Source organism: Natronorubrum halophilum, from assembly GCF_003670115.1.
Lineage (GTDB): Archaea > Halobacteriota > Halobacteria > Halobacteriales > Natrialbaceae > Natronorubrum > Natronorubrum halophilum.
Genome location: NZ_QQTY01000001.1, coordinates 1,006,732 through 1,029,387, shown reverse-complemented (window position 1 = coordinate 1,029,387; position 22,656 = coordinate 1,006,732). Strand labels below are relative to the sequence as shown.

Here is a 22,656-nt window from a genome sequence, read left to right as displayed (position 1 = left end):
GGTGTGCGTGTTCGGTCGCTCGCGTTAATCGTCTGCGGGTGTTCCGTCGTCGGCCACCGTCGGTTCGTCGGCGATCGCGGGACTGTACTCGTCGGTCGGGACGCCCGGCAGCGTATCGAGGATCGCGTCGACGTCCGTGTCGGAGCGCTTGCCTCTGTACCAGTACGCGCCGAATACGACGAGCCCGATCGCGAGCCACGGGACGTAGACCGTCATCGATCCCTGGTAGGCCTGGGACAGCAAGAGCACGCAGCCGCCGAGCCCGAGCAGCCCCGGAACGAAGATCCACCTGCCGGGATCGAAGGCCGCTTCTTCGCGCATCGCCGGCCGCTCGAGGTAGAGGTACATCGCCGTGAACGACGTCGCCCCGTAGGCGATCAGGTAGCTGAACGTCGCGATTGCGATCACCTGGTCCAGCCCGCCCGTCCAGAAGGTCAGGCCGACCGAGACCGCAAACAGGGTGAACAGCGACCAGTGGGGCGTCCGCCAGCGCTCGTTGACCTCCGAAAACCGCGTCGAGAACACCTCGTCCCAGGCCCAACAGTACGGCAGTTTGATCCCCGCGGCCATCACGGCGTGGACGCTCGAGGCGGTCGCCAGCAGTCCGCCGATGCCGACGATGGCGGTCGCGTTCACCGGAAGGAACGTCTCCGCGGCGGTCGAGAGCGGCCGGTCAGAGCCCGCGAGGACGGTGTAGTCCCCGACGACGCCGTAGATAACCGCGGCGGTCCACATGTAGAGGGCGATGAGGATGAGCGTCCCGCCGGCCATCGCGAGCGGCAGATTTCTCGAGGGGTTCTTGACCTCGGCGCCGATCTCGCCCGCGACGGCGATCCCGATGTAGGCGTAGAACAGCGGGACGGCGGCCGCGAGCGCGCCGTCGAACCCGCCGGTGAAGAACGGCGTGTAGTTGCCGGCCTCGACGGTGAACGTTCCCGGAACGACAAGCACCAGTATCGAGACGATCAGCAGGATGAAGATGATGTTCTGTGAGATGCTGTATCTGCGGGCTCCGAGCATGTTCACGGCGAACAGGACGGTGATCAGGACGATCCCGGCCCACTGCGGGTCGACGCCGGGGTAAAACACCTGCAGGTAGCTGCCGAACCCGAGCGCGAGCACGGAGACGGCAGCCATGTACCCCAGCCAGAGCGACCACGTCGCGACGAACCCGAACAGGCGGTTGCGAAACACTCGCGTGACGTACGAGTACGTCGATCCGGCCGCGGGAAAGATCGTCGCCAGCCAGCTGTAGTTGATCGCGATGGCCATCGCGATCACTCCCGACAGCGCGATGATCAGGATGACGCTGGGTCCCGTCGTCGAACTGGCCGTCCCGAGCGTGACGAACAGCCCGGCCCCGAGCGTCCCGGCGACGACGGTGGCGATCGCGCCGAGGGGACCGATATCGCGGGCGAGGCTTCGATCCGATTCTGTGGCATCTGGTCCCATGACTGTTAGTACCATGAATTCGCCGGAAATCAACCCCCTCCCTAGATAGCGAGGGGTGAGCGTCGACGGTCGCGTCCCGGTCACACCGCGCCGGGATCGAGGAGTTTCGATTCGGCTTTTCGGAGGTGCTCGAGCAGCGTCGCCTCGGCGATGTCGAGTTCCGCGGCGAGGTCGGCCGCCGTCGTTTCGCGTGGCCAGCGGTAGTATCCCCTGGTGCGCGCGAGTTCGAACACCTCGCGCTGTCGCTCGGACAGGCAGTCGGTCCGGAACACGCCGTTCGTCACCCCCTCGTGGAGCGATCGTACCGTCTCGACCTCGACGGTCGCCGATTTCTCCTCGCGGATCTCGTCGAGGCGATCGGCGATCGTCGCCCGATCCTCGTGGATGACGACCGTCCAGTACTCGCGGCCGTCGGTCATCCGGACGGGTTCGTCGGGAATGAACCCCCGCGAGACGAGCGCGTCGTTGATGCTGTTCGTCAGTTCGTACTGCACGACGAGCCCGGTCGTCGCGTTCTCGGGATCGGGCGTCCCGACGTCGGTGGCGTAGTGCTGGTCGGCCTCCCGCACCTCGTCGGTCAACGGCGACGCCTCGATGGCCGCGAGGAGTTCCTCCAGATCGTCGACCGATCGGCCGTACGCGGTGAATCGGCCGGTGGCCTTTCCGTCGATGGCGTACACGCCGTGTCCGAGCAACCCGCCCGGCGCGCCGTCGGTGACCTCGAGCGTCCAGCACTCCGGGTGCCAGATGTCGAGTTGCAACCGTGATCCCTCGACGTGCTCGTCGACGCTCGGAAAGCGAGTCACCATAGGTGGCGCTACGGGAGACGGCGATAAATAAACACCAGACCGTAGACCGGCGTTTCGGGCGTCGAATCGTCCGAGCGCCCGCCCGCCGAGATGTGAACACGTTCACGAGTCGGCCCACCGAGACCCCCGAATCGGCCCGCCGCGGTCTCTTCGAGTTCGATCGTGGACCGCTTCGGTTCTCTCGATCTCCGGATCCGTCGGTTCTCGCGACGTCCGAAGCGGCGCGCGGACGGCGATGCCGTCCGCCCGAACGGTCGCGAGACTGGCAGTTTTTATAACTACCGACCCGCTGTACCACGTATGCAAACCCACATCGTCCCGGTCGGTTTCGATTACGACCGGCTGATCGCGCCGCTGGTGCGCGATCAGATCGACGTCGACAGCGTCATCCTCCTCGAGGGTGCCGTCGGGAGCGAAGCCAACGTCGAGTACTCCAGACACCTCTCGGAGAAACTCGAGACCGACTTCCGGAACCTGCTGGGGGCGAGTACGGAGCGATTCGTCCTCGAGGACGTCTACGACTACGACGCGGCCTTCGAGCAGGCCTACGATCTGATCACCGCCGAACTCGACCGGGGCAACGAGGTCTGGGTGAACGTCGCCGCGATGCCGCGAACCGTCAGTTTCGCGTTCGCCAACGCCGCCCACTCCCTGATGGTCGAGCGCCAGGAGGACCGCGAGGGCATCCACACCTACTACACCGCCCCCGAGAAGTACCTCGAGACGGAACTCGCCGAGGAACTGCGCGAACAGATCGAGTTGCTCGAGGACCTCGGCGCGCAGGAAGCGACCATCGACGGCGATCGGATCGACGCTCGCCTCGAGAGCGCGCGGGATCTCCTCTCGGAGTTCGACGAGCGCGGAACGACGATCGGCGCGAAGGAGATCGACGGCCGTCACATCGTCGAGTTACCGGTCGCCACGTTCTCGAACGTCAAGCCGTTCGAGGAACTCATCCTCTACAAACTCGGCGAGGACGGCGAGTTCGACTCGGTCTCGGAACTCGCCGAGGCGCTCGCCCGCGAGTTGAACGAGGAGTACACCGACAGCTTTCGCTCGAAAGTCATCTACAACGTCGATCGGCTGGGTCCCGGCGGCAAGGGGTACATCGAACGCGAGGAACACGGCAAATCCTATCGAACCAGACTCTCGCGGATCGGCGAACTGTGGGTGCGGGCGCACTCCGACAGCAGTTCCGACGCCCAGTACTGAGCGCGGTCGCGAAACCGGCGGTCGGTCTCGGTCGGCTTCGATTCGCCGGCGCGGCGATGGGGGCTACGATCCGTCACGGTCACGATACCTCAAGTAGATCGACGACGAAGGACGTGATACGGTACCAATCCACCGATGACTGCAATCGATATCAACTGCGACATGGGAGAGAGTTTCGGCAACTGGACGATGGGGCGCGATAGCGAGGTGATGCCCTACATCACTTCCGCGAATATCGCCGGCGGCTACCACGCGGGCGACCCGCACGTCATGCGCGAGACCGTCGAACTCGCAGCGGAACACGACGTGGGGATCGGAATCCATCCCGGTCTCCCGGACAAGATGGGGTTCGGCCGCCGGACGATGGACGCGACGCCCGAGGAAGTACGCGACTACGTCGTCTACCAGTTGGGCGCGTTGACGGCCTTTGCAAAGCGCCACGGGGCGACCGTCCAGCACGTCAAACCCCACGGCGCGATGTACTCGATGCTCTCCGAGAGCGAGGCGCACTCCCGCGCCGTCATGGAGGGCATCCTCGAGGTCGACCCCGACCTCGTCTACCTGGCGACCGACATGAACATCTACGAGGTCGCCCAAGAGTACGACGAGCTAGACGCCGTCTTCGAGGGCTACGTCGACCTCGACTACAACCCTGACCGAACCCTGATCGTCGAGAAATCGGTCGAGCCGAAAGATCCCGACCTGGTCGCGGATCGCGTCGTCTCCATCGCAACCCGCGGCGAGGTCGAGGCCGTCGACGGAACGACGATCGACGTCCCCGCGTCGTCGATCTGTATCCACGGCGACGGCCCGAATTCGGTCGAACTGCTCGAGACGATCCACGACCGACTCGAGGCGGAGAGGATCGAACTGGCTCGGTTGGACGAACTGGTCTGATTCGCCCCTCGAATCGTCACCCTCGCCGTGCGGTCAGGGTTCGTCCAGCCCCTCGAACTGCTCGTCGAGGTACTTCGTCGTGTGCTCGCTGTCGACGAACGCGTCGTCCTCGAGCACCGCGAGGTGGAACGGGATCGTCGTCGAGATACCCTCGATCTCCGTCTCCTCGAGGACGCGCTCGCTGCGTTCGAGCGTTTCCCTTCGGTCCTGTCCAGTGACGATGAACTTCCCGACGAGCGAGTCGTAGAACGGGCTGATCCTGTCGCCCTGGTCGACGCCGTCGTCGACGCGGACGCCCATCCCCGTGGGGGGTCGATAGGTCTCGAGGGTACCCGGCGTCGGCGAAAAGTCGTTGAACGGATCCTCGGCGTTGATGCGGAACTCCATCGCCGCACCTCGGGGGTCGACCGCGGACTGCTCGAACGACAGCTCCTCGCCCGCGGCCACGCGGAACTGTTCCTTGACGATGTCGATGCCCGTCACCGCCTCGGTGATCGTGTGTTCGACCTGAATCCGGGCGTTCACCTCGAGGAAGTAGAACTCGCCGTCCTCGTAGAGGAACTCCACGGTTCCGGCGTTGCTGTAGCCGGCTTCGCCGACGCCGGATCGGGCGGCTTCACAGAGCTCCTCCCGCGTCTCCTCGTCGAGCACCGGCGACGGCGTCTCTTCGATGAGTTTCTGCTGGCGACGCTGGACGGAGCAGTCGCGTTCGTAGAGGTGGCGCACGTTGCCGTGGGTGTCGCCGATGACCTGCACCTCGATGTGTCGCGGGTTCTTGAGGAAGCGTTCGACGTAGACGGCGTCGTTGTCGAAGTACGCCTCGCCCTCGCGTTTGGCGTTTTTGAAGGCTTCCTCGGCTTCTTCGGGACCAGCGACGACTTTCAGCCCGCGACCGCCGCCGCCGCCGTCGGCCTTGATCGCGACCGGGTAGCCGTGTTCGTCGCCGAAGGCTTGCACCTGCGACGGATCGTCGACCGGCTCGTCCGTCCCGGGAACGATCGGAACGCCGGCCTCGTCCATGATGGCCCGCGCCTTGGTCTTCTCGCCGAAGTCGGCCATCGCGTCCGCCGGCGGCCCGACCCAGATGAACTCGGAGTCTTCGACCCGGCGGGCGAACGATTCGCTCTCCGCGAGGAATCCGTAGCCCGGGTGGATCGCGTCGGCCCCGGTTTCGGTCGCCGCCTCCAGCAGCGACTCCTGGTCGAGATAGCTCTTGCCGGCGACGGAGGAGCCGACGTGCGCGGCTTCGTCGGCGCGCCGGACGTGCTTGGCCGTCTCGTCGGCGTCGCTGTAGACGGCTACGGTTTCGATTCCGAGTTCGGTCGCCGCTTGCATCACGCGAACCGCGATTTCGCCTCGATTCGCAACGAGTACTTTGTTGATCATCTATTGGAAGTTCGGACTACAGGGAGTTCTGAATGCGCTCGAGGCGGTCGTCTCGCTCGCGACGGATCTCGAGCGCTTCCTCGACGTCGACGGCGTTGAAGTCTACGGTGCTGTGGGTTCGACACTGCGAGAGCGCGCCGCGGTCGGGACTCACGACGGTTCCGACGGTCGCGTAGCCGCCGCCGGTCACGGCGTCTCGCATCAGGATGATCGGCTGGCCGGCCATCTGGATGGAGCCGACGGGGTAGCCGAGGTCGACGACGTTGGTGACGTCGGTTCCGGCACCGAAGGGCTGCTCGCGCTCTTCGAACATGTCGGTGATGTCGGGCCCTTCGAACCGGTAGCCGACCCGGTCGGCCTCGTCGGAAACCTTCCAGTCGGCGTCGAGGAACCGCTGTCGGCCCTCGTCGGTGAGGCGATAGTCACAGAGCCCCATCACGACGTTGATCTCGTTGGTCGAGTAATCCGGTCGGTCCGCCTCGTCGATCGAGGTGCCGACCATCGCGTCGGCGTCCCCCGCCGGCTCGCCGGTCGGCAGTTCGTCGCCCGCCTCGAGCGAGCGGCCCTCGTGGCCGCCGATGCCGATCAGGGTGTACGTCGACCGGCTCCCCATCACCGGCTCGATATCGATGCCGCCGGCGACGGCGAGGTACGTTCGCGCGCCCTCCGTCGCGAACTCGAAACTGAGCGTGTCGCCGGCCTCGGCTCGGACGGCCGTCCACGTCGGGATCGGCTCGTTCTCGAGCGACGGCTCCATGTCCGCGCCGGTGACGGCGAAGACGGCGTCGTCCTCGAACTCGACGTCCGCACCCATGTAGGTCATCTCGAGCGTCGCGTCGGATTCGTCGTTGCCGACGAGCCAGTTGCCGACTTTGTGGGCGAACTGGTCCATCGCGCCGGAGGGTGGCATGCCGATGTGGTAGTGGCCGTAGCGGCCGGTGTCCTGAACGGTCGTGACGAGTCCGCCGTCGAGAATTCGCATCACTCGAGCACCTCCAGAAGCTTCGCGTTGTACCCGCGTGGATCCTCGAAAAACGCCTGGGGCTCGAAGTCGACTCGATCGTAGTTGTACTCGTAGCTGCCGTCTTCGACCGCCTCGCGGATCGAATCGTACTCCTCGCGGTCGATCCGGCGGAAGTTGAGGATGTCTCCCGGGTTCGGGAGCACCATCGATTCCTCGAAGGCCGACAGCTCCTGATCGACGTCGAGTACTTCGACGGGCGTTCGACCGTAGAGCTGGTAGCCGCCGGCCCCGGGGACGGGGTAGATGGCGGTGAACGCGCCGCCGAATCCGATCGCGCGACTCGGCGTCGCCGTCCGCGGCTGTTCGTACTTCGGCACCTCGATCTGCTCGTCTCGAGGGACCATCTGGAAACAGAACGGCAGTCCGGGGACGAACCCGATCATCGTCACCATGTGCGGCGCACCGGCGTGGTGGTCGATGAACGCCTCGACGGAGTCGAAGCCGTTGATCTCTGCGGAGTACTCGAGGTCCGTCGAATCCGGGTCCTGGTGGCGCTCCCGGAAGTCCATCAGGGTCTCGTGGGTCCACGGATCGTCGTAGAAGACGGGGATGTCGAACACCCGCGCCTCCCACTGGTAGTCGGAGACGTCGATCTCGTCCTCGAGCGATCGCAACTCTTCGATCAGTTCGTCCGGATGCAACACGCCCGGATCGAACTGGATCAGGTAGGAGGCGTTCGACGGCGCGACCTCGATCAGTCCCTCGAGACTGTTCCGGCGGATCTCCTGTGTCATCGCCTGTGCCTTGAAGTTCGCGTCGAAGCTCATCGCCTCGTCGAGTTCGACGAACACCCAGTCGTCACCGCCGTATTCGTACCGCGGAGACGGAAGCTCCTGTCTCGTTATCGTTCGGTCACTCATCCTACCGTGTAGGAGAACGGTTACCACTGTATAGATGCCGACTAGAGTAGGATAGGATACACACTAAGATAATTACATCTTCTCGTAAACAATGCGGGTTGCGAGAGTTTACAATGATGTAGGGAGTGGTATAGCTTTGTCAAAACCTATATGCTCAGGGGTCGTACTTACTGGTAAGATTTCGTAAATGACGACAGAACACATCCAATCGCCGATGCCCGGCGTCTTCTACACGCGACCGGACCCGGACGAAGCGACGTTCGCCGACGAAGGTGACGAGGTCTCCGAGGGAGACGTCATCGGACTGGTCGGCGTCATGAAGAACTTCCACGATATCACGGCGCCGGCCGACGGCACGATCACCGAATTCCTCGCGGAAAACGAACAGGAAGTCGACGCCGGCGACGACCTGCTGGTTCTCGAGACCAACTAACGCCGTCTGGCATCGTCGACCGACGGCGAACACCGTCGGTGCAAACTCCGTTGAACTCCACCGCGAGCCGAAGTCGCGCGAGGTCGTTGCGAGTACCGTCTGCACGTAGAGGGTGTCGGTCAGTTTCGGGGGACACGTGACCGGCAGATACATGCCGGTCGTGACTGTAGTGTCAGACCAATTTGATGATGAAGTCCTGGCAGCTCTACGCCGTCGGCTACGGACTGGCACTACTCGGGAGTCTGGTGGTCGTCGCCAGCCTCGTACTCGCCGGGTTAGTGGCCTACACCATTCTCGTGCTCCCGGCGACGTTCGTCTTGGTGAACGGGCTCGTCAGCATCCACACGAGGGAGGATCTCGATCGGAAGCATTCGTTGGCCTACCGCGTCGGCAACTGGGGCGGTGCCGTCATTACGGTCGCTCTCGGTTTCCTGATGCTCGCAGTCGGTATCGTGTCCTTCAATACCTTCGTGTGACGCCTCTCTCGACGGCTTTCGCGGGGAGGACGTAACGGTCCGTGCCGTGATTGGCGAGGGCGAACACCGCCGGTTCGTCGTTCTCCCGGGATCCTCGTCCCCGCGTGGACTCCTCCGAAGAACGACGACGATCGGTTACTGATCGACGTCCAGTACGTCGTACAACGCCCGCTCGGTGTCGATCGTCAGCAGGTGCTCGCGGTACTCGGCGCTCGCTCGGACGTCCGAGACGAACGCGTCGGCCTCCAGCGTGGTGCCGGCCTCGGCTGCCGCCGCAGTGATCGTCTCCTCGGAGACTGCACTCCCCTCGAGTTCGTCCTCGACGGCCGGCAGTCTCGAGGGCGTCGTCGTCGCGCCGGTGACGGCAGCCCGGGCTGCCTCGATCGTTTCGTCGTCGATTTGGAGCCAGACGCCGACGCCGACCATCGCGTAGCCCGAGAGCGGATCGCGGCGCTTGCGGTAGCCGCTTACGGCGTCGTCGTCGGTCGGAATCCGGACCGCAGTAACGATCTCGTCGTCGGCGACCGCCGTCTCGAACGGCCCCTCGAAGAGATCGGTCGCGTCGATCGTTCGCTCGCCGTCCGGACCGCGGACCTCGAGCGAGCCCTCGAGCGCGAGGAGGGCGGCCGGCGGATCCGAGCGCGCGTCTCCGTGGGCGAGGTTCCCGCCGATCGTGCCGCCGTTTCGCACCTGCGGATCCCCTAACTCGGACGCGGCGTCGGCGAGCGCCGTCGCGTGTTCGTGGACGAGTTCCGATTCGGCGATCTCGGCGTGAGTCGCGAGCGCGCCGACCGAAATGCTGTCACCGTCACCGCCGCTATCGCCGTCCGACGATTCGATCGTGTCGAGCCCGCTCACCCGCCCGATGTCGACGAGCGCCGGCGGCGACTCGTCGCCGGTCTTCATCCGCGGCAGCAGGCCGTGGGCTCCGGCGATCAGTTCGGCACCGTCGTGGTCGCCGAGCAGTTCGAGCGCGCTATCCACGCTGTCGGCGCGGTAGTACTCGAAGTCGTTCGTGTACATCAGCGATCACCCTCCGTGGCCCGCCAGACCGACTCCGGCGTGATCGGCATGTCGAGGTGCTCGACGCCGAAGGGCTCGAGCGCGTCCGCGACGGCCGACACCACGGTCGGCGTCGCCGCGATGGTCGCCGACTCGCCGACGCCTTTCACCCCGATCGGGTTGTGCGGACTCGGCGTCACCGTGTTGTCCGTCTCGAAGTCGGGCAACTGCGTCGCGTGCGGGACAGCATACTCGTCCATCCGCCGGGTTCGGAGGTGGCCCTCGTCGTCGTAGGCCGCTCCCTCGTAGAGCGCGGCCCCGATTCCCTGTGCGATCCCGCCGTGGACCTGCCCCTCGACGATCATCGGATTGATGATCTCGCCGCAGTCGTCGACCGCGACGTAGCGTTCGATCTCGATCTCGCCCGTCTCGGGCTCGACCTCGACGACCGCAACGTGGGTGCCGAAGGGGTAGGTGAAGTTCTCCGGATCGTAGAAGTTGGTCTCCTCGAGACCCGGGTCCATCCCCTCGGGCAGGTCGTGGCCGAGGTAGGCTTCGTGAGCGATCGTCTGGATGTGCAGCGAGCGATCCGGCGCGCCGGCGACGTGGAACTCGCCCTCGTCGAACTCGATGTCGTCGACGCTCGCCTCGAGTTGGTGGGCGGCGATCCGGCGAGCCTTCTCCCGAACCTCGCGAGCGCCGCGGGCGATGGAGCCGCCGCCGACCGAGGCGCTGCGGCTGCCGTAGGTCCCCATCCCCTGCGGAATTCGATCCGTGTCGCCCTCGACGACCGTGACGTCGTCGACGGAGACGCCGAGTTCCTCCGCGGCGACCTGAGCGTAGGTCGTTCGGTGGCCCTGTCCCTGGTCGGCCGTTCCCGCGAGGACCGTCACCGATCCCGTCGAGTCGAAGCGAACGATCGAACTCTCCCAGCCGCCCGCCTGTGCGCCGAGATCGCCCGCCAGCCCCGAGGGCGAGAGGCCGGCCGATTCGATGAAGTTGCCGATCCCGATCCCGAGGTACCGTCCCTCGTCTCGAAGTTCGCGCTGGCGTTCGCGCAGCGCGTCGTAGTCGACGTGCTCGAGCGCCAGATCCATCGCGCGTTCGTACTCGCCGCTGTCGTAGACCAGCGCCGCCGCCGACTCGTACGGGAACTCGTCGGGTTGGACGAGATTCCGCCGTCGCAGTTCGGCCGGATCCATCTCGAGTTCCCGCGCGCCGACGTCGACGAGCCGTTCGATCACGTATATTCCCTCGGCCCGACCCGCGCCGCGATAGGCGTCGACGGGCGTCGTGTTCGTGAACGCGCCGACGACGCGGCAGTGGATGGCGGGGATCGTGTACTGGCCGGATAGCACGGTCGCGTACAGATACGATGGCGTCGCCGTCCCGAACTGCGAAAGCTGTGCGCCCAGTCCGGCGTGCGTCTCGACGCGAACCCCGCGGATCGTCCCGTCGTCGTCGAGGGCGATCTCGCCGGTCGTCACGTGGTCTCGGCCGTGACAGTCGGTCAGGTAGCTCTCCGAGCGCGTCGCCTGCCACTTCACCGGTCGACCGAGTTGCATCGAACACCAGGCCGTCACGGCCTCGTCCGGGTAGTGGTAGATCTTGCTCCCGAAGCCGCCGCCGACCTCGGGGGCGATCACCTGAATCTTGTTCTCCGGGAGCCCGAGCGTCCCCGCCGAGAGCAGCATTCGATGCAGGTGGGGGTTCTGGCTCGTCATCCAGAGGCGGAGTTTCCCCGTCGCCTCTTCCCAGTCGGCGAGGGCCGCCCGCGGCTCCATCGCGTTCGGAATGATGCGGGGCTGTCGCAGGTCGACGCTCGCGACCCGGTCGGCGTCGGCGAACGCCTCGTCGGTGGCGTCCGCGTCGCCGAGTTCGAAGTCGAAGGCCACGTTGTCCTCGGCTTCCTCGTGAACCGGCGGCACGTCTCGCTCGACGGCCTCGACGGGGTCCGTAACGTGCTCGAGCGGCTCGTACTCGACCGAAACGTGTTCGATGGCGTCGTGGGCCGCGTGTCGCGTCTCCGCGACGACGGCGGCGACGGCGGTTCCCTCGTGGCGGACCTTGTCCGTGGCGAGCATCCGATACTGCGGCTGGACGAGCCCGGGAAGGTCCCACGCGGTCGGAATCGTGTTCGGAACGCCGCTCTCGACGACGTCCTCGCCGGTGAATACGGCGATCACGCCGTCTATCGCTTCCGCGTCACTGGTATCTACGCCCTCGATGCGCGCGTGTGCGTGCTCGGACCGCCGGATCGCCAGGTGCGTCGTTCCTCGCAGGGAGATGTCGTCGGTGTACTCCCCGGAACCCGTCAGCAGCGGAACGTCCTCGCCGCGTTCGATCGCGGAACCGAAGGCTCCGCCGCTGTCGTCGCTGGATCCCCCGTCCGCTCTGACTTCGCCGACCGTCTCGGTCGGTCCGTCCGCATCCGCGTCGCTCATCGTTGCTCCCCCAACTGGTCGGCCGTGGCCTCGATCGCGTCGACGATGTTCTGGTAGCCGGTACACCGACAGAGGTTGCCCTCGATCGCCTCCCGAATCTCCTCGCGGCTTGGATCGTCGTTCTCCCGCAGGAAGGTGTCGGCGGACATGAGCATCCCCGGCGTACAGTAGCCACACTGGAGACCGTGGTGTTCCTGAAATCGTTCCTGCAGGGCCGAGAGGTCACCGTCGTCGGCGAGTCCCTCGACCGTCTCGATCTCCGCCCCGTCGGCCTGGACCGCCAGGCGGGTGCAGGATTTGATCGTCTCGCCGTTCTCCCTGACGGTACAGGCACCGCACCGACCCGTCTCACAACCGACGTTCGCACCGGTATAGCCGAGTTCGTCTCGAAGCGCCGAGACGAGCAACGTCCGCGGTTCGACGGTTAGCTCGTGTTGCGTTCCGTTGACCGTTACCGATATACTGTGTTCTGACATTCATTGACCTCGGAGTATGCGCCTCGAATTCCACGAGTATTGTTCCCAACTCTCGTGCCAGGAACTCACATGTGCTAGATACCAGATCGAGGTAAATAGCTTTGCCACCGGAGTTGCAGACAGTGACGCTCGGCAATATCTATCAGAACGTTGGTGGCTCCTCGAGTGAACGTTTACCGTCTGGAGCGCTTCGGAACGACACGAACCCAATGGATTCGAGAATCGGCGGCCCTCGGTGGACGATCCGCGGAACGACGCCCGCTCGTCGGAGCGCACCATGAGTGAGACGACCGCGACCCCGTTCGAGACGTTCACCGAGTCGGATCTCAGACGGCTCTTCGATCGCCAGGAGTACGTCGCCGAGGACGACATCGTGATCCCGGTGTTGCTCGCGCTCAGACTCGGGAAACCGCTGCTCATCGAGGGCGACCCCGGGAGCGGGAAGACGGAGTTGGGGAAGGTGCTGGCGGCGGGTCTCGAGACCGAACTGGTTCGGTTACAGTGTTACGAGGGACTGGCCGCCGAGAACACGCTCTACGAGTGGAACTACACGAAGCAACTCCTCTCGGTGCAGGCCGGAGAGCGCGGCGTCACCGACGATGGGTCGGTGTTCGACGAGGAGTACCTGCTCGAGCGACCGCTGCTCCGGGCGCTGTCGGGCGATCGCGACCGGCCCGCCGTCCTCCTCATCGACGAGGTGGACCGGGCCGATCAGGAGTTCGAGGCGCTGCTCCTCGAGTTCCTCTCCGATTTCCAGGTGACGGTGCCGGAACTGGGAACGGTCGAGGCGTCGGTGCCGCCGATCGTCCTCCTCACGTCGAACCGGACGCGGGGGTTGAGCGACGCGCTCAAGCGACGTTGTTTGTACCTCCACGTGGAGCCGCCGTCGTTCGAGAAGGAACGAGAGATCGTCCGGCGAAAGGCCCCGGAGCTGGACGGGCCGACGGCCGCGGAGATCTGCGGCGTCGTCCAGCGACTGCGCGAGGAACCGCTGTTGAAACAGCCCGGCATCGCGGAGACGCTCGACTGGTCCCGCGCGCTCCTCGCGCTCCGATCGGGGACCGACGACGACAGCGCTGCGACCGACGATGGCGATCCGGACACCGCGCTATCGCCGCAGTTGATCGATCGAACGCTCTCGTGTCTGCTGAAGGAGGTCGAAGACGTCTCTCGAATCGACGACGATCTGCTCGAGACCCTCGCTCGGGCGGCCAGCGACGCCCGAGAGCGGGCGGAGGCGCAGTGACTACCAACCCGGAGTCCGGCGGGCTCGATACCGTCCGCGACCACGTGATCGGCGAGATCGTGCGCTTTGCCGACGCGCTCCGTACCGAGGGCGCGGCCGTCCCGCCGACGGCGAGCAGTACGGCCGCTCGAGCCGTCGCGGAACTCCCCGACCCCGACGAGACGGCGGTCCGCGCCGCCCTCCGCACTGCGCTCGTCTCCCAGCGATCGGACCTCGACGCGTTCGAACGGCTCTTTCCGGCCTTCTGGGCTCGACTCACGGGCGATGGAAGCGACGAACCGTCCGCCGCCGACAGCACGGCGCAGCCCTTCGCAGTGCCGCAGTCCGGCGAACCGGATCGGGACGCGGGCGGCGGAAGCCCCGAGTCTCCGGAGCCACTCGAGCGGGCGGCATCCACGCAGTCGTCCGCAGCGGAATCGAGCGCGACTGCGGACGGAGACGACGAATCGAACTCCGAACGGGACGAGGGGCGCGTTTTTCGCGCGCTGTCGACCCGAACCGGTCGCTCCGAACCGGTCGCCGTCGACGACGTGACGCTACCCGAGGCGGACGTTCGCGAACCGCTCGAGCGAATCGGCCGGGCGCTGGGGCGAAAGCGGAGTCGACGCTTCGAAGACGCACCGGCGGGTGCCGCGTTGAACGTCCGTCGGACCCTCCGACGGAGTTTCGGGACCGGCGGCACCGTCCTCGAGTTCGAGCGACGGAGCTACGACCGGACGGCGGTGAACGCCGTCGTTCTCGTGGACGTCAGCCGGTCGGTCCTCGACAGCATCGATCGCGGATTCCTGCTGGGCGTGCTCCAGCGGATGCACGCCGACTGGCGATCGGTTCGAATATTCTTTTTCGATACCAGCCTGCGGGAGGTCACCGCGCAGTTCGACGAACCGACGTCGGACCGCGCGATCGCCGCCCTCGAGCGCGCCGAGACCGAGTGGGGCGGCGGGACCCGGATCGGCGACGCGATTTCGACCCTCCGGACCGACTACCCGGCGGCCGTCGATCGGGAGACGGCCGTCCTCGTGATCAGCGACGGCCTCGAGGTCGGGAAACTCGATCGGCTCGAGCGGGGGATGACCTGGCTCTCGACTCGAGCGGCGTCCGTTCTCTGGCTCAACCCGCTCGCGACCGACGCGGAATACGAACCGACGTGCCGGGGACTCGCGACCGCGTCCCCGTTCATCGACGGACTGTTCGGGTTTTCCCGATCGGACGATCTCGAGGAAATCGCCAGACAGCTCACGCTTCGCGGCGTTCACGGTCGGATCGGCCACGAGTATACCGTCGGCGCGGGTGTCCCGTAGGATCGGTCGCGGTAGTTCGGCCGTCGAGACGGGACGCGGATCGCTCGACTGACAGAAGGTATAATTGCGTGAGCGCCCAACACACGGTATGTCTTCTCGAGACTGGAGCGTTCCCGAAACGGCCGTTCTCAGTGCGATCTACGACGCCTGCCGGTCGGACCGGCGAGCGGTCCTTGCGACGATCGTCCGCGTGGAGGGGAGCGCCTACCGCCGACCGGGGACGAAAATGCTCATCGATAGCGACGGCGACGGCGTGGGGAGCCTCACCGCGGGCTGTCTCGAGGACGAGGTTCGGTCGCTGGCGACGGCCGTCCTCGAATCGGGCCAGTCCCGTATCGAACGATTCGACCTGAGCGGAGACGACGACGTGTGGGGCCTCGGAATCGGCTGTAACGGCGTGATAGACATCCTCCTCGAGCCGCTCACCGACGCGCTCGAGCCCGCGCTGAGCGCGTTCGCCGACGGCGAGAGCGGGACGGTCGTCACGGTCCTCGACAGCGAGACCGACGCGTTCGACCGCGGGGACCGCGCGTACTACCACGAGGGTGCCGGCGAGTTCCGCGAGTTGGTCGGGACGTGGCCGGACGACGTGACGACTCGACTCGAGGACGCCGTCTCGTCGCTCGCGACGACCGGGGACGCGGAAACGGTCACCGTCGACGTCGCCGGCTCGGCGGTGACGCTCTTCTGTGACGGGATCGCCGCGCCGCCGGAGCTGGTGGTCTTCGGATCGGGACACGACGTCGCGCCCGTCGTCGAACTGGCGACGCTGGCCGACTTCCGGGTAACCGTCGTCGGATTCCGGGGAGCCGTCACGACGGGCGAGAAGTTCCCGGACGCGGATCGCGTCGTCTCGGCGTCCCCCGCGGAAGTCCGCGACGTACTCGACCTGGACGAGCGGACGTACACCGTCGTGATGACCCACAACTTCGTCGACGACCGGATCGCCCTCGAGGAACTCGTGCAGTCGCCGGTGCCCTACATCGGGCTGATGGGACCCCACAAACGCTTCGAGGAGATGCTCGAGGCGTTCGACGAGGAGGACCGAGCGTTCACGCGGGCGGAGCTCTCGAGCGTCTACACGCCGATCGGGCTGGACCTGGGGGGCGGTGCGCCGTACCAGATCGCGATGAGCATCGTCTCGGAACTGCTCGCCGTCCACAATGACCGGTCGCCGGGCCACCTCAGGGACCGAGACGGCGCGCTCCACGACCGAATCGACGTCGCGCTCGGCGACCCGTCACAGCAGTAATCGGCGACTCGAGCGCCGCTTTCGCGGCGAGCGGATCGGTTTTCGCCTCACCCCATTCGAGCGAGCACCCGCTCCCGGAGCACGAGCAGACACGGCAGGACGGTGAGACAGGCGACGAACGCGAAGATGATGCTCATCCCGGTCACCAGCCCGAACCGCTGGAGCGGCGGCGCGAGCGCCAGCGCGAGGACGCCGAACCCGGCCGCCGTCGTCGCCGCGCTGCCGAGCAGCGCCCCGCCGGTCCCGGTGACCGTCGCGGCGAGGGCGTCCTCGAGCGATTCGCGCGCTTCTTTTTCGGCGAGAAACCGTTCGCCGACGTGAATGCTGTAGTCGACGCCGAGACCGATCGCGAGACTCGTGATAACGGCCGTCTCGCTGTTGAACGGCAGGCCGAGTACCGCCATCGTGCCAAGCAACCACGCGAGCGCCGCGACCACCGGCACCAGCGTAATCGCGCCGAGGGAGAGCGCGCGGTGGCGAACCCAGTAGAGCGCCGTCAGGAAGACCAGGATGACGACCAGCGTGATCGCGAAGGCCTGGACGAGCGTCTCGAGGAGCGCGTCCTGCACGACGGCCGTCGTCACCGGGCCGCCGGTCGCGACGGCGGTGACGGGACCGTCGCTCTCGATCCCGGTCGCGACGTCGCGAGTATCGTCGGCGACGGTCTGTGCGGCGGCATCGCCTTGCACGCTCACCAGGAGGCGGGCGGACTCGTACTCGCCGTCGTCGGTTCGATAGAGCACGTCGGACGCCCGTTCGGAATCGGCCTCGAACAGCACGTCGTAGAACCCGGCGACGTCCTCGTTCGGGAGGCCGTCGTCGGTCGTATCGCTCTCCTCAAGGGCAGCCGCGACGGTTTCGTTCTCCGCAGCGAGCTCTCGAATGACCGTCGGCGGGCCGTCGATCGCGGCCTCGCCACCGGGCCGAACGATGATCGTACTGTCTTCGCCGACGCCGCCGCCGGCGTCGGCCATCGCCCTGAGCGCCTCGGGATCGGTCACGTCCCCGCGTATCAGGATCTGCGTTTGACTCCCCTCGCCCCGTTCGGCGAAGTTCTCGCCGAGATAGGCCACGTCGTCGCTGATCGTGTAGGTACCGGGTGCGAGCGGGCCGGGCAGTGACTTGGCCCATTCGGGAGCGTCTTCGGGGAGGAAATCCGCCTGGTTGAACTCGGTATCGATCGTCGTCGCCCCGTAGGCACCGCCCACGGCGAGGACGAGTGCCACGAACACGACCGCGACCGGTGCTCGACGAGCCAGCGTCACGAACCGCGAGAGCGCGCGGTTGACGACGCTGGTCCCCGTTCCGAACGGCGGTTTCGCCCGGTCGCGGCCGAACCGGGTCTCGAGGACCTCGTCGACCTCGACTTTGAGCGCCGGAACGAGCACGGCGAAGGCGACGAACGTCGCGAGGATGCCGCCGGCGCTGAGGATCGCGAAGTCCCGGATCGCCGGGAGCGGACTGACGACGTTCGAGAGGAAGCCGACGCCGGTCGAGACCGTCGCCGCCGCGAGCGCGAGGACGACGCCCGCGAGTCCGAGTCGCATCCCCGATCGCGTTCCGTTTTTGCCGCCGTCCGTCCCGCGCCGGGTCTCGGCTGTGGCCTCGCCACCGCCCGCTTCCGTCGGTGTGCGTCCGTCCTCGAGTTCCCCCGCCCTCGCCTCCCGGTAGCGCATGACGACGTGGAGCGCGTAGTCGATGCTCAGCCCGATCAACAGGAAGGGGACGGCGATAAGCAGTTGACTCGAGGGAATCTCGAGCCAGCCCTGAACGCCAGCGAGCCAGGCCATCACGACGGCGATGCCGAAGACGCCGACGAGGACGTCGGCGACGTCGCGATACGTGATCGCGAGGACGCCGAGGACGAGCGCGAGCGCGACGGGGGTGATGATCGCGAAGCTGTCGCCGACGGCGTTCGACGACGCCTCGTCGGCGATCCCCTGTCCGAAGACGAACGCGTCGTCGAAGCGCTGGTCGACGCGCTCGGCGATCTCGACCTGTGCGTCGTACGTCGCCTGTGGCTCCTCGCCCGGACCGCCGTCGTCGACCTGAAACACGAACGTGATCCGCGACTCGGCTTCGGTGGAGCCCGGTTCGTAGTCGGTCGGGAGGAACTCGTAGGCGTCTTCACCGCCCCGTTCGGCGTCGGGGTCGAGCACGTCGGCGAGCAGTTCCCCGACCTCTGCGTTCGAGCGCGACTCGAGGGCGTCGATCTGCTCCTCGAGCGTCGGCTCGTTCGTCTCGGGTTGGCCGTTCGCCGCCGCCCGGTCCTCGAAAACCGCGGCCGTCCCGACGACGTTCTCGAGGCCGACGACTCCCTGCTCGTCGAGCGTCGCGTTCAGGTCCTCGTCCTCGCGGATCTCCTGTTGGAGCCGCAGCCCCTTGAGCAGCGACTCGCGGGTCAGGACGTCACCGCCCTCCTCGCGGACGACGACCTGGGCGACGACACCCTCGTCGGTGCCGTAGGTCGCTTCGATCTCCTCGAGCGCCTCGGTCTCTTCGGAGTCGGTCTCGAACTGGCCGATCTCGCCGTCCTCGCTCTCGCCGATCGCTGCACCGGCGGCGACGACGGCGGTGAGCAGTAAGACGAGCACGACGACGAGACGGCTGTGTGAGACGATCCAATCCGCGTATCGGCCCGCGATGCGCCCGCTCATGTCCCACCGTTTCGAGTAACAGCCGTGTTCATTGCCGTCCCTTCGGACCGGCAGCGTGATAGCAGTTCGGATCGAAACCGATGTTGTATAATCGGATTTGGATTATGAACACGGACATCGATCGCGAACGCGGGATACTCAGCCCCGCGGACCGAGCCTATCTGCTCGGCGAACGGGAGATGAGCCACGAACAGTCGAAACGCAACGCCGAAGCCCGAATCCGCCGGCGAATTCTGGCGGCGACGCTCGATTTCGATCTGCTCTTGCACGCGCTCCCCGAGAAGGATCGCAAGCAGACCTTCGAGAAAACGACGACCGACGAGGCGTTTCTCGACGGCCTCCGGGCGATGGTCGCGTTCGTCTACCTCGGTACCGAGACCTACGGTGTCGACTTCGAAGACGTCATCGTCCCCGCGATCAGGAGTTCCGAGGAGTATCTCGCGGCCACCGACGAGAACGCGGCCGTCTCCGTGGACGTCACGTTCGACGTCGAGACGACGGTCGAATCCTCGCTCGAGGGCATCGCCGCGCGACTGGACGCCGGGGAGCCGATCACGTCGCGGGAACTGTTCTCGGTCATCATGGAAGGGACGTACGACGCGACCCAGCACGAGCGAATTACGGTCGTCAGGGTCGACCCTGACGACGGCGGCCCCTCGCTCGAGCGACTGGCGACGTACCTCGACGGCGAGCTAACGGTCGTCGGCGACTCGCGGGCCGTGATTCACTTCGATGGCGCGCCCGATCCGTGAGACGACGAAACACCTAACACCGTTCCCCCCGGTACAGTTACATATGCTCGACACTGGCGCTGGCTGTCGCTGCGACGGTGGCCGTAGCCGCGCTCTCGAGTTCCGCCGCGCACGCGAGACCGTTTTCGTAGGGGCGCTATAGCCCCCTTTCCCCACCCCGTTTCGACGGATGTATTGTCGGCGACCAGCATTCACCGAGCAACGACCGGTATTTCCAATGAACGAACACAGTTTCGACGGGACGACGACGCACGGACGACGCCCGAGACGGGCGGTGAGAGCATGAGTACGGATGCGCCTGAGCGAGCGGCGGACGACGCCGGGGACGACGGACCGACCCTCGAGGGCGGCTACGATCCGGCGGCGGTCGAGACGCGCTGGCAACGGCGCTGGCTCGACGAGGACGTCTACGCGTACGACGGCGATCCGGGACAGGATCCGAACACGACCTACGCGATCGATACGCCGCCGCCGACGGTTTCGGGCAGCCTGCACATGGGCCACCTCTACGGCTCTACCCTGCAGGACTTCGCCGCCCGGTTCCAGCGGATGCACGACGGCGACGTGCTCTTTCCCTTCGGCTACGACGACAACGGGATCGCGAGCGAGCGTCTGACCGAGGAGGAACTGGACATCCGCCACCAGGACTACGAGCGCCGCGAGTTCCAGGAACTCTGTCGCGAGGTCTGTGCGGAGTACGAGGCGGAGTTCACGGAGAAGATGCAAGGCCTGGGCTGTTCGATCGACTGGGATAACACCTACAAGACGATCGAACCCCGCGTTCAGCGCATCTCGCAGCTTTCCTTCCTCGATCTCTACGAGAAAGAGCGCGAGTACCGCAAGAAGGCCCCCGCGATCTGGTGTCCCGAGTGCGAGACGGCTATCTCGCAGGTCGAGACCGAAGACGACGAACGGGAGTCGCACTTCAACGATATCGCGTTCGAACTCGTGGGCGCCGGCGCGCCGCGCGAGGAGTTCGTCATCTCGACGACGCGACCCGAACTCATTCCGGCCTGCGTCTCCGTCTTCGTCCATCCCGACGACGAGGCGAACCAGGATCTCGTCGGCGAAACCGCGCGCATTCCGCTCTTCGGTCACGAGGTGCCGATCATCGAAGACGAGCGCGTCGACATGGAGAAAGGCAGCGGCGTCGTCATGTGCTGTACCTTCGGCGACCAGAACGACATCGAGTGGTACCAGGCCCACGACCTGCCGCTTCGCGTCGCCATCGACGAGTCCGCGACGATGACCGACCTCGCCGGCGACTACGAGGGACTGTCCACCGAAGAGGCCCGCGAGGCCATCGTCGAGGACCTCGAGGACGAAGGCTCCCTGCGCGACCGCCGGGCGATCACCCACGCCGTCGGCGTCCACGAGCGCTGCGATACGCCGGTCGAGTACCGCGTCTCCAAGCAGTGGTACGTCGAAATTCTGGACCACAAGGAGGAGTACCTCGAGGCCGGCCGGGAGATGGACTGGTACCCCGAGAAGATGTTCACGCGCTACAAACACTGGATCGAGGGCCTCGAGTGGGACTGGCTGATCTCGCGCCAGCGCGACTCGGGGATTCCGTTCCCGGTCTGGTACTGTGCGGAGTGCGATCACGAAATCATGGCCGAGCGCGAGGAACTCCCTGTCGATCCCCTCTCGGACGAGCCACCAGTCGATGCGTGTCCCGAGTGTGGTCACGACGAGTTCGTCCCGGAGGAGGACGTCTTCGACACGTGGGCGACCTCCTCGCTGACGCCGCTGATCAACGCCGGCTGGGACTGGGACGAGGAGAGCGAGGAGTTCTCCATGGACAACCCCGAACTGTACCCCTTCGATCTCCGGCCGCAGGGCCACGACATCATCTCGTTTTGGTTGTTCCACACGATCGTCAAGTGCTACGAGCACACGGGCGAGGTGCCCTTCGACGCGACGATGATCAACGGCCACGTGCTCGACGAGAACCGCGAAAAGATGTCCAAATCCCGCGGTAACATCGTCGCGCCCGACGAGGTGCTCTCGGAGTACCCCGTCGACGCCGTCCGGTTCTGGTCCGCCAGCGCGGCCGTCGGGGACGACTTCCCGTATCAGGAAAAGGATCTGACCGCGGGCGAGAAGCTCCTGCGCAAACTCTGGAACGCTTCGAAGCTCGTCGACACGCTCGCGCCCGCCGATCCCGAGGAGCCGGCCGACCTCGAGGCGATCGATCGCTGGCTGCTCGCCGAGCTGGACGACGCCGTCGAGGATCTCACCGCACACTTCGAAGAATACGAGTTCGCGAAGGCTCGAGACCGTCTCAGAACCTTCTTCTGGAACACGTTCTGTGACGACTACCTCGAGATCGCCAAGACTCGGGAAGACGAGCCGTCGACGCAGTACGCGCTTCGAACGGCACACCGCACGTTCCTCGAGGTGTGGGCACCGTTCTTGCCCCACGTCACGGAGGAGATTTGGCAGGCGGTTTATGCCACCAGTCCGGCCTCGGAACTCGAGAGTCTCCACACGCGCGAGTGGCCCGCCCCGCAGGGCTACGAAGCAGACCTCGAGGCCGGCGAGACCGCGATGGAGGTCATCTCGGCGCTGCGACGCTACAAGAGCGAGAACCAGTTGCCCCTGAACGAAGCCCTCGAAGCGGTCTCGGTCTACGGCCCCATCGACGGCTTCGAGGACGCCATCCAGAACGTGATGCACGTCCGGGAGCTGACGATTCTCGAGGACGAGCCCGAGGTGACGACCGAAGTCGCCTCGATCGACCTCGACTACGCGACGCTCGGGCCGAAGTTCGGCTCGAAGGTCGGCGATATCGACGCCGGCATCGAGAGCGGCGAGTACGAGATCGACGACGGCGCGGAGTCGCGCGTCCTTCGAGTCGCCGACGAGGAACTCGAGGACGACCTGTTCGAGGTCGAACTCGAGCGGAGCTACTCCGGCGCGGGCGAGATGATCGAGACAGAGTCGGCGGTCGTCATCCTCGAGGACGCCTGATCGG

General features: G+C 66.0%; 18 protein-coding genes. 9 read left to right on the top strand and 9 right to left on the bottom strand.

All coding sequences use genetic code 11. The features are described from left to right. Positions 1-24: 24 nt before the first annotated feature. Both DWB23_RS04875 and DWB23_RS04870 read right to left on the bottom strand, forming a co-directional pair. The gene (locus DWB23_RS04875; RefSeq protein ID WP_121741657.1) at positions 25-1,452 is read right to left on the bottom strand and encodes an APC family permease; all 1,428 of its coding nucleotides are present in this window, start codon (positions 1,450-1,452) and stop codon (positions 25-27) included. 80 nt (positions 1,453-1,532) lie between these two features. Then, the gene (locus DWB23_RS04870; RefSeq protein WP_121741656.1) at positions 1,533-2,261 is read right to left on the bottom strand and encodes a helix-turn-helix domain-containing protein; all 729 of its coding nucleotides are present in this window, start codon (positions 2,259-2,261) and stop codon (positions 1,533-1,535) included. A gap of 300 nt (positions 2,262-2,561) precedes the next feature. Between DWB23_RS04870 and DWB23_RS04860 the strand changes: the two genes are divergently transcribed. Further along, a complete protein-coding gene (locus DWB23_RS04860) occupies positions 2,562-3,473 on the top strand; it encodes an HFX_2341 family transcriptional regulator (protein ID WP_121741654.1) in 912 nt (303 codons plus the stop codon). Between the two features lie 135 nt (positions 3,474-3,608). Further along, complete coding sequence (locus tag DWB23_RS04855) at positions 3,609-4,370, top strand: LamB/YcsF family protein (RefSeq protein ID WP_121741653.1); 762 nt, start codon at positions 3,609-3,611, stop codon at positions 4,368-4,370. Positions 4,371-4,403: 33 nt separating this feature from the next. Here the strand turns inward: DWB23_RS04855 and DWB23_RS04850 are convergent, their stop codons facing one another. From DWB23_RS04850 to DWB23_RS04840, 3 genes are read right to left on the bottom strand one after another with little or no spacing between them, the layout of a single operon-like run. Beyond that, positions 4,404-5,756, bottom strand: coding sequence for an acetyl-CoA carboxylase biotin carboxylase subunit (locus tag DWB23_RS04850; RefSeq protein WP_121741652.1), 1,353 nt, complete (start codon positions 5,754-5,756; stop codon positions 4,404-4,406). 16 nt (positions 5,757-5,772) lie between these two features. Next, a complete protein-coding gene (locus tag DWB23_RS04845) occupies positions 5,773-6,738 on the bottom strand; it encodes a 5-oxoprolinase subunit C family protein (protein WP_121741651.1) in 966 nt (321 codons plus the stop codon). Next, positions 6,738-7,640 (bottom strand): 5-oxoprolinase subunit B family protein, encoded by a 903-nt coding sequence (locus tag DWB23_RS04840; RefSeq protein WP_121741650.1) that lies wholly within the window; start codon positions 7,638-7,640, stop codon positions 6,738-6,740. Before DWB23_RS04840 ends, DWB23_RS04845 begins: the two co-directional genes overlap by 1 nt. Before the next feature lie 187 nt (positions 7,641-7,827). Between DWB23_RS04840 and DWB23_RS04835 the strand changes: the two genes are divergently transcribed. Together DWB23_RS04835 and DWB23_RS04830 are read left to right on the top strand one after the other, a co-directional pair. Next, positions 7,828-8,073, top strand: a complete 246-nt coding sequence (locus DWB23_RS04835) for an acetyl-CoA carboxylase (protein WP_121741649.1) — start codon at positions 7,828-7,830, stop codon at positions 8,071-8,073. Positions 8,074-8,258: 185 nt separating this feature from the next. Then, a complete protein-coding gene (locus DWB23_RS04830; RefSeq protein WP_238717345.1) occupies positions 8,259-8,549 on the top strand; it encodes a hypothetical protein in 291 nt (96 codons plus the stop codon). Between the two features lie 135 nt (positions 8,550-8,684). Here DWB23_RS04830 and DWB23_RS04825 read toward each other — a convergent pair whose 3' ends face one another. The 3 genes from DWB23_RS04825 to DWB23_RS04815 are packed head-to-tail and all read right to left on the bottom strand — an operon-like array spanning position 8,685 to position 12,471. Continuing rightward, positions 8,685-9,572, bottom strand: coding sequence for an FAD binding domain-containing protein (locus tag DWB23_RS04825; protein WP_121741648.1), 888 nt, complete (start codon positions 9,570-9,572; stop codon positions 8,685-8,687). After that, the gene (locus DWB23_RS04820; protein ID WP_121741647.1) at positions 9,572-11,995 is read right to left on the bottom strand and encodes a xanthine dehydrogenase family protein molybdopterin-binding subunit; all 2,424 of its coding nucleotides are present in this window, start codon (positions 11,993-11,995) and stop codon (positions 9,572-9,574) included. The genes DWB23_RS04825 and DWB23_RS04820 overlap by 1 nt, the downstream gene beginning before the upstream one ends. After that, on the bottom strand, positions 11,992-12,471 hold the full coding sequence (locus tag DWB23_RS04815; RefSeq protein ID WP_121741646.1) for a (2Fe-2S)-binding protein: 480 nt from the start codon (positions 12,469-12,471) through the stop codon (positions 11,992-11,994). Before DWB23_RS04815 ends, DWB23_RS04820 begins: the two co-directional genes overlap by 4 nt. A gap of 277 nt (positions 12,472-12,748) precedes the next feature. On the opposite strand from DWB23_RS04815, the gene DWB23_RS04810 reads away from it, so the two are divergent. The 3 genes from DWB23_RS04810 to DWB23_RS04800 all read left to right on the top strand — a co-directional run bounded on the left by DWB23_RS04810 (position 12,749) and on the right by DWB23_RS04800 (position 16,270). Further along, positions 12,749-13,717 (top strand): AAA family ATPase, encoded by a 969-nt coding sequence (locus DWB23_RS04810; protein ID WP_121741930.1) that lies wholly within the window; start codon positions 12,749-12,751, stop codon positions 13,715-13,717. Continuing rightward, complete coding sequence (locus DWB23_RS04805; protein WP_162989749.1) at positions 13,714-15,018, top strand: VWA domain-containing protein; 1,305 nt, start codon at positions 13,714-13,716, stop codon at positions 15,016-15,018. The genes DWB23_RS04810 and DWB23_RS04805 overlap by 4 nt, the downstream gene beginning before the upstream one ends. A gap of 88 nt (positions 15,019-15,106) precedes the next feature. Continuing rightward, positions 15,107-16,270 carry an XdhC family protein gene (locus tag DWB23_RS04800; RefSeq protein ID WP_121741644.1) on the top strand — a complete coding sequence of 388 codons (1,164 nt, stop codon included), beginning with the start codon at positions 15,107-15,109 and terminating at the stop codon, positions 16,268-16,270. A gap of 47 nt (positions 16,271-16,317) precedes the next feature. Here the strand turns inward: DWB23_RS04800 and DWB23_RS04795 are convergent, their stop codons facing one another. After that, entirely contained in the window at positions 16,318-18,927 is a 2,610-nt protein-coding gene (locus DWB23_RS04795) for an efflux RND transporter permease subunit (RefSeq protein ID WP_121741643.1), read from the bottom strand. Positions 18,928-19,031: 104 nt separating this feature from the next. Between DWB23_RS04795 and DWB23_RS04790 the strand changes: the two genes are divergently transcribed. Further along, complete coding sequence (locus DWB23_RS04790; RefSeq protein WP_121741642.1) at positions 19,032-19,679, top strand: hypothetical protein; 648 nt, start codon at positions 19,032-19,034, stop codon at positions 19,677-19,679. A gap of 174 nt (positions 19,680-19,853) precedes the next feature. Then, a complete protein-coding gene (locus DWB23_RS04785) occupies positions 19,854-22,652 on the top strand; it encodes a valine--tRNA ligase (RefSeq protein ID WP_121741641.1) in 2,799 nt (932 codons plus the stop codon). The last annotated feature ends 4 nt before the right edge of the window (positions 22,653-22,656 follow it).

Bases quoted from the DNA above. Each gene is read 5' to 3' on its own strand.
- DWB23_RS04870 (WP_121741656.1), bottom strand. From the start codon at position 2,261: ATGGTGACTCGCTTTCCGAGCGTCGACGAGCACGTCGAGGGATCACGG.
- DWB23_RS04810 (WP_121741930.1), top strand. From the start codon at position 12,749: ATGAGTGAGACGACCGCGACCCCGTTCGAGACGTTCACCGAGTCGGAT.
- DWB23_RS04790 (WP_121741642.1), top strand. From the start codon at position 19,032: ATGAACACGGACATCGATCGCGAACGCGGGATACTCAGCCCCGCGGAC.
- DWB23_RS04800 (WP_121741644.1), top strand. From the start codon at position 15,107: ATGTCTTCTCGAGACTGGAGCGTTCCCGAAACGGCCGTTCTCAGTGCG.
- DWB23_RS04820 (WP_121741647.1), bottom strand. From the start codon at position 11,995: ATGAGCGACGCGGATGCGGACGGACCGACCGAGACGGTCGGCGAAGTC.
- DWB23_RS04815 (WP_121741646.1), bottom strand. From the start codon at position 12,471: ATGTCAGAACACAGTATATCGGTAACGGTCAACGGAACGCAACACGAG.
- DWB23_RS04840 (WP_121741650.1), bottom strand. From the start codon at position 7,640: ATGAGTGACCGAACGATAACGAGACAGGAGCTTCCGTCTCCGCGGTAC.
- DWB23_RS04860 (WP_121741654.1), top strand. From the start codon at position 2,562: ATGCAAACCCACATCGTCCCGGTCGGTTTCGATTACGACCGGCTGATC.
- DWB23_RS04850 (WP_121741652.1), bottom strand. From the start codon at position 5,756: ATGATCAACAAAGTACTCGTTGCGAATCGAGGCGAAATCGCGGTTCGC.
- DWB23_RS04825 (WP_121741648.1), bottom strand. From the start codon at position 9,572: ATGTACACGAACGACTTCGAGTACTACCGCGCCGACAGCGTGGATAGC.
- DWB23_RS04855 (WP_121741653.1), top strand. From the start codon at position 3,609: ATGACTGCAATCGATATCAACTGCGACATGGGAGAGAGTTTCGGCAAC.
- DWB23_RS04795 (WP_121741643.1), bottom strand. From the start codon at position 18,927: ATGAGCGGGCGCATCGCGGGCCGATACGCGGATTGGATCGTCTCACAC.
- DWB23_RS04835 (WP_121741649.1), top strand. From the start codon at position 7,828: ATGACGACAGAACACATCCAATCGCCGATGCCCGGCGTCTTCTACACG.
- DWB23_RS04830 (WP_238717345.1), top strand. From the start codon at position 8,259: ATGATGAAGTCCTGGCAGCTCTACGCCGTCGGCTACGGACTGGCACTA.
- DWB23_RS04875 (WP_121741657.1), bottom strand. From the start codon at position 1,452: ATGGGACCAGATGCCACAGAATCGGATCGAAGCCTCGCCCGCGATATC.
- DWB23_RS04845 (WP_121741651.1), bottom strand. From the start codon at position 6,738: ATGCGAATTCTCGACGGCGGACTCGTCACGACCGTTCAGGACACCGGC.